We start from the raw sequence: 6189 nt of genomic DNA, 5'->3' as shown, positions 1-6189 counted from the left end.
GGGCCCCCCCAGCGCCCCCCTGAGAGGCCGTCCCTCGCCGCGCCCGCGGGGGGGGCGCGCCCCCCCCCCCCCCCCCCCACCCCTCCCGCACCGGCGGCGCCCGCCGCCTCGGAGCAACCGACGATCAAAGTGAGGGCCGTGGTGGTGGAGGTTGCCGCTCCGGGTTTCGACGAGGTCTACCGCCACCACTTCCAGCCGCTGGTGGTGCAGCTGTACGCGTTCGTCGGGGACATGAGTGAGGCGCAGGACCTGGTGCAGGAGGCGTTCAGCCGGGCCTGGCCCCGCTGGCACCGGATCGCGCACTACGACGACCCGGTGGCGTGGGTCCGACGGGTGGCGTGGAACGCGGCGGCCAGTCGGTGGCGGCGGCTGCGCGTGGCCCGGCTGTTCAGCCAACGCCAGCGGCTGGAGGTGGTGGACGGTCCGGGCCCCGACCGGGTGGCGTTGACCAACGCGCTCGCTACCCTGCCGGCGGACCACCGGCGCGCGGTGGTGCTGTTCTACCTGGCCGAGCTCACGATCAACGAGATCGCCGAGGACTGCGGGGTGGCCCCGGGCACGGTGAAGTCCTGGCTGCACCGGGCCCGGACCGCGCTGGCCGCCCACTTCAGCGACGACGACCCCGCACGACCGGGTGGCAGCCGCTCCGTGGCCGCCGACAGCCCCACCCGAAGGACGGTGGACTGAGATGGACTCTCGGCCTCAGGACAACGAGCGGCTGGCGATCGCCTTCGGCGACCTGCGCGCCGCCGGCCTGCGTCGGGTCGCCGAGCCCGACCCGGACGAGCCACGCCGGCGGGCGTACCGGCGGCTGCGCAACCGCAGCGTCGCGCCGGCCGTCGCCGTGGCGCTGCTCGGGCTGGCGGGTGCGGTCACGCTGGCCGGCAGGGGCGTCCCGACCCCGCCCCCGGCGGGCACCGGCGACGCCACCAGCGGCTTCCCGTCGGCCTGGCCGGGCACCGGGTCGGCCGTCCCGACACCGACGTGGTCGCCGTCCCCGGCCTCGACGCCCACCACCGGTACGCCGACGCCGAGCACCCCGGCCACCCCGTCACCCGAGCCGACGAGCCGCACCCCCCGACCCTCCGCCCCGCCCACCGCCCCGCCCACCGCCCCGTCGGCGACCTCGACCGCGTACGTCGACCTCTCGGTCAGCGCCCCGCGTGCCGTCACCCTGGTGCCGGGCGGGGGCGCCTACACGGGTTGGCTGGATTTCACCGTCACCAACGGCGGCACCCGCGCGTACGACAGCAACGACCTGGTGGTGGTCCTGCCGGTGGAGGCGACCGTCGACCTCGACGGCACCGGTCTCGGCGGCTGCTTCCACCAGGGGCAGGACGACGACACGAAGACGATGTTCTGCACCGGCGACCGGCGGATCCCGGTCGGCGGATCCCGGTCGTACCGGATCGGGGTGCGGGTGGACATCGCCCCGGGCGGGCAGACCCGGACGCTCACCAGCTTCGCTCTGACGGTCCGGGCGAACGTGCAGGGCAGCTTCCCCACCGACCGCACCCCCGCCGACAACACCGTCCGCACCGACCTCACCCTGCCCGCCGACTAACCCGCCCCCGCCCCCGCCCCACCCCCGCCCCGCCCCCGCCCCCGCCCCCGCCCCCGCGATCTTGCGCTTACGGCCCCCGACAAGGGCGTATCGCCCCTTTTGCCGGGGCCCCAACTGCAAGATCGCGGGGGTGGGGGTGGGGGGTCAGTACGTCGGGCGTTGCAGGAGGCCGACGAATTCGACCAGGAGTCGCTCGCGCAGGGCCGGCGGGGCGGCGTTCAGCAGGGCGTTCACGGTGGCGTTCGGCGCGGAGCCGCCGGGGGCGGTCGCCGGGCCGCCGAGGCCGAGCCCAGCGGCCAGGCTGGCGACCAGCTCCGGGGTCAGCGCGTCCGGGGTCAGGGTCGCGGCGAGCGCGGCCAGCTCGGCGGGCAGCTCGACCGGCCCGGCGGCCCGGGCCGCCGCCACCGCGTCGGCCAGGTCGGGGCCGAACTCCGCCACCCGGGGGGCCACCGAGGCGGTCACCGTGAGGTGCACGCTGGCCGGCAGCTCGCCGTACGCGAGCTGGGGCTGGGTGTGCCAGCCGCGTACGGTCAGCTCGTCGACCAGCACGAACAGGTCCAACCCGGGGTCTACGGAGGTGAAGCAGACCACGGTCGACTCGGGCTCGGCCAGCAGCCGCAGCCCGTCGACGCCCCGCACCGCGTCGGCGAGCCCGGCCACCGCGTCCCGGGTCGCCCCGGCGAGCCGCAGGTAGCCGTCCTCGCCGAGGTGCCGCAGGGTGGCGTACGCGGCGGCGATCGGCCCGCCGGAGCGGGTGGAGGCGATCACCGGGTTGACCATGGTGTACCCGGGCCAGTCGGCGTACGCGAAGTACTGCGGGGCACGCAGCGCCGGGTCGCGGTGCAGCAGCACCGAGACGCCCTTCGGGGCGTACGCGTACTTGTGCAGGTCGACCGAGATCGAGGTGACCCCGTCGACGGCGAGGTCGAACGGCGGCACCGGGGCGCCGAGGCGGCGCAGCCAGGGCAGGGTCCAGCCGCCGAAACAGGCGTCGACGTGACAGCGCACCCCGGCCGCGGCGGCCACCGCCGCGATCTCGGCGACGGGGTCGATCACGCCGTGCGCGTACGAGGGGGCGGAGCAGGCGACCAGCACGGTGTCGGGGCGGATCGCGGCGGCCACGTCGGCGGCGGACGGGCGCAGCGTGGCCGGGTCGACCGGGACGAGGTCGAGGGCGATCCGCAGGTAGTGGGCGGCCTTGGCGAACGCCGCGTGCGCGGTGACCGGCACCACGATCCGGGGTGCGGTGATCTCGGGGTGGGCGTCGCGGGCCGCCTTCACGGCGAGGATCAGCGACTCGGTGCCGCCGCCGGTGACACTGCCGACGACGTCCGGAGCGGTGCTGCCGGGGCCGCCACCGAGCAGCCGGGCAGCCGCCCCGACCAGCGCGTTCTCCATCGCCAGCAGGGACGGGAAGGCGGTCGGGTCGAGCCCGTTGACGTGCGCGCTCTCGGCGTGGGCGGCGGCGGCCAGCTCGTCCAGCCCGGGCACGGCGGGGTCGTAGACGTAGGCGAACAACCGCCCCCCGTGGGTGGGCCGGTCCCCCTTGCGCAGCCCCCGGATGCCGTCGAGCACCTGCTCGGCCGGCATTCCACGCTCGGGCAGCGCGCGGCCGGTGTCCTGGTCGTCGATCATCAAGTGGAGACGCCCTTCTCGTGCGGTCAGCGGCTCTTCTCCCCCAGCACGACTCCATCGTCGACGGAGCGGTGCTGGGGGGTGGGGGCGAGGAGGTCGGCCCGGGTGAGGGTGTAGTGGCGCAGCAGGAGCAGGGGCGGGGCCACCAGGAGGGCCGGCAGGACGGTGAAGCCGAGGAGGACGCCCAGGCGGGCGGTGTCGGACTGGGCCGCCGCCGTGCCGGTGTCGGACGAGACGTAGCCACTGAGCGCAAGGACCAGGCCGTAGATGCCCGGGCCGAGGGCGAGGCCGAAGGTCTCCCCCGCCGTCCAGAGGCCGGTGAAGACGCCGGCCTGCCGGCGGCCGGTGCGCGCGGTGTCGTACGCGATGCAGTCGGGCAGCATGGACAGCGCGAAGACCTGCTGGCCGGCGTATCCGACGCCGATCACGGCGACCATCAGGTAGACCGCGACGGCCGGCAGTACCGGCGCGGCGACCAGGGCGGTCGCGCCGGCGGCGAGCAGCACCGACGCGGCGATCAGGGCGGCCCGCTTGCCGACCCGGGCGCCGACCCGGGTCCAGAGCGGCATCACCAGCAGCGCCGGCCCGACGAAGCAGGCGAAGAGCACCGTCGGCCCGGTGTCCGGGTCGCGCAGCACCTGGCCGGCGAAGTAGCTGACCCCGGCCAGGATGGTGGCCACCCCGGCGGACTGGATCACGAAGCAGACCAGCAGCGCCCGGAACGGCCGGTTCCGCCCGGCGACGGCGAGTTGGGCGCGCAGGGTCGGCTCGCTCTCGCCCACCGCCCCGGCAGGTGCGCCCCGGGTGCCGAGGAACGCCCCGACCGCGCCGAGCACGATCAGCGCGGCCACGAAGAGGCCCATCCAGCGGTGCCCGGCGACGCCGTCGCCGCCGGCGGTCACCACGGCGGGGGCCACCGCGCCGGAGACCAGGATGGCCACCGCCAGCACCGCGATCCGCCAGGTCATCAGCCGGGTACGTTCCGCGTAGTCGTCGGTCAGCTCGGCCGGCATCGCCACGTACGGGACCTGGAAGAAGGCGAACGCGGTCGCGGCGGCCAGGAACGCGACGGCGACGTATCCGGCGGCGGCCGGGCCGGAGCCGAACGGCGCGGCGAAGATCGCGGCGAACAGCACCGCGAGGGCGAGCCCGCCGAAGAGCAGGTACGGCCGGCGGGCGCCCCAGCGCGACCTGGTCCGGTCGGAGATCCGCCCGGCGATCGGGTTGACCAGCACGTCCCACGCCTTCGGCACGAGCACCAGCAGGGCCGCCACCCCGGCGGCGACGCCCAGGGTGTCGGTCAGGTACGGCAGGAGCAGCAGGCCGGGCACCGTGCCGAAGGCGCCGGTGGCCAGGGAGCCGAGCGCGTAGCCGAGGTGCACCCGGCGGGGCAGCCCGCCGGACGGTGTGCCGGGTCCAGCCGGCGGCAGCGTCATGACGCCGAATGTTACTCACGTTATGGCCCGGGTCACATCCCCTCTTCCGTGGACCAACTCGCCGCCATGTCCACCCCCGACGGGCGCAGCGGGGCACCCTCGGCGCGCAGCCGGGCCCGCGCCTCCACCTCGTGACCGGGCGGCAGCCGGCCGGCGGACGTCACCACCCGGTGCCACGGCACCCCGCCCCCGTGCCGGGCCATGATCGATCCGACCAGCCGGGCCGACGCCCGCCCCGAGCGCTCGGCGAGCGCGTCGGCGACCGCCCCGTACGACATCACCCGGCCCGGCGGAATGCGCTCGACGAGCTCCAGCACCGCCTCGACGTACTCCTCAGGTGTCACACCCGCCGCCCCTCAACCGTCCCGACCGGCCAGAGTATGGGAACGGCGTCCGGGTACGCGGGACCGACCACGCAGAATGGGCGGGTGCGTGAAGCAGTCACCTCGGCCCGGCGGGTCGTCGTCAAGATCGGCTCGTCCTCGCTGACCACGGCGTCGGGCGGCCTCGACGACGCCCGGGTCGACGGGTTGGTCGACACCCTCGCCGGGCTCGCCACCGCCGGCCGCGAGGTGGTGCTGGTCTCCTCCGGCGCGATCGCCGCCGGGCTCGCCCCGCTCGGGCTCACCCGCCGCCCGCGCGACCTGGCCACCCAGCAGGCCGCCGCCAGCGTCGGCCAGGGCCTGCTGATCGGCCGGTACGCGGCCGGCTTCGCCCGGCACCGGCTCACCGTCGGGCAGGTGCTGCTCACCGTCGACGACGTGACCCGGCGGGCGCACTACCGCAACGCGTACCGGACGCTGCGCAAGCTGCTCGACCTGCGGGCCGTGCCGATCGTCAACGAGAACGACACGGTGGCCACCGAGGAGATCCGGTTCGGCGACAACGACCGGCTGGCCGCCCTGGTCGCCGCCCTGGTCCACGCCGATCTGTTGGTGCTCCTCTCCGACGTCGACGCGCTCTGGACCGGCGACCCGGCCCGCCCGGGGTCCACCCGGATCACCGAGGTCCGCGACCAGGGCGACCTGGCCGGCGTGCAGATCGGCGGGGCCGGACGGGCCGGGGTCGGCACCGGCGGCATGGTCACCAAGGTCGAGGCAGCCCGGATCGCCACCGGCTTCGGCATCCCGGTGGTGCTCACCGCCGCGCCGCTGGCCGCCGATGCACTGGCCGGCGAGCAGGTCGGCACCCTGTTCCACGCCGAGCGGCGACGCCCGACCGCCCGGCTGTTCTGGCTGGCCCACGCCACCACCCCGCGCGGCCGGCTGCACCTCGACGAGGGCGCGGTCGCGGCCGTGGTGGGCCGGCGCAAGTCGCTGCTACCCGCCGGGATCACCGCCGTCGACGGGACGTTCACCGCGGGCGACCCGGTGGACCTGGTCGACACCGGGGGCGCGCCGGTCGCCCGGGGACTGGTCAACTACGACGCCGTCGAGCTGCCCGGCCTGCTCGGCCGGTCCACCGGCGAGCTCGCCGCGGCCCTCGGCCCGGCGTACGAACGTGAGGTCGTCCACCGCGACGACCTGGTGCTGCTGTGAACAACAGGGCCGCGCA

At 75.9% G+C, this 6189-nt stretch carries 6 protein-coding genes; 3 read left to right on the top strand and 3 right to left on the bottom strand.

Going from position 1 to position 6189, the window contains the following annotated elements:
- Positions 1–138: 138 nt before the first annotated feature.
- Together SNR22_RS25995 and SNR22_RS25990 are read left to right on the top strand one after the other, a co-directional pair.
- On the top strand, positions 139–687 hold the full coding sequence (locus SNR22_RS25995; protein ID WP_320069286.1) for a SigE family RNA polymerase sigma factor: 549 nt from the start codon (positions 139–141) through the stop codon (positions 685–687).
- A 1-nt stretch (position 688) separates the two neighbouring features.
- Positions 689–1564, top strand: a complete 876-nt coding sequence (locus SNR22_RS25990; RefSeq protein ID WP_320069285.1) for a hypothetical protein — start codon at positions 689–691, stop codon at positions 1562–1564.
- A gap of 144 nt (positions 1565–1708) precedes the next feature.
- Here the strand turns inward: SNR22_RS25990 and SNR22_RS25985 are convergent, their stop codons facing one another.
- From SNR22_RS25985 to SNR22_RS25975, 3 genes are read right to left on the bottom strand one after another with little or no spacing between them, the layout of a single operon-like run.
- A complete protein-coding gene (locus SNR22_RS25985) occupies positions 1709–3199 on the bottom strand; it encodes a pyridoxal phosphate-dependent decarboxylase family protein (RefSeq protein ID WP_320069284.1) in 1491 nt (496 codons plus the stop codon).
- Between the two features lie 26 nt (positions 3200–3225).
- Complete coding sequence (locus SNR22_RS25980; protein ID WP_320069283.1) at positions 3226–4635, bottom strand: MFS transporter; 1410 nt, start codon at positions 4633–4635, stop codon at positions 3226–3228.
- 32 nt (positions 4636–4667) lie between these two features.
- Positions 4668–4979 (bottom strand): MGMT family protein, encoded by a 312-nt coding sequence (locus tag SNR22_RS25975; RefSeq protein WP_320069282.1) that lies wholly within the window; start codon positions 4977–4979, stop codon positions 4668–4670.
- A 36-nt stretch (positions 4980–5015) separates the two neighbouring features.
- On the opposite strand from SNR22_RS25975, the gene proB reads away from it, so the two are divergent.
- Positions 5016–6173 (top strand): glutamate 5-kinase, encoded by a 1158-nt coding sequence (gene proB / locus SNR22_RS25970; protein ID WP_413775708.1) that lies wholly within the window; start codon positions 5016–5018, stop codon positions 6171–6173.
- Positions 6174–6189 lie beyond the last annotated feature (16 nt).

It is taken from the genome of Micromonospora sp. RTGN7 (assembly GCF_033804645.1).
GTDB lineage: Bacteria > Actinomycetota > Actinomycetes > Mycobacteriales > Micromonosporaceae > Micromonospora.
Note: the sequence above shows the minus strand (reverse complement) of the source record. Positions and strands in the feature narration are given on the sequence as shown.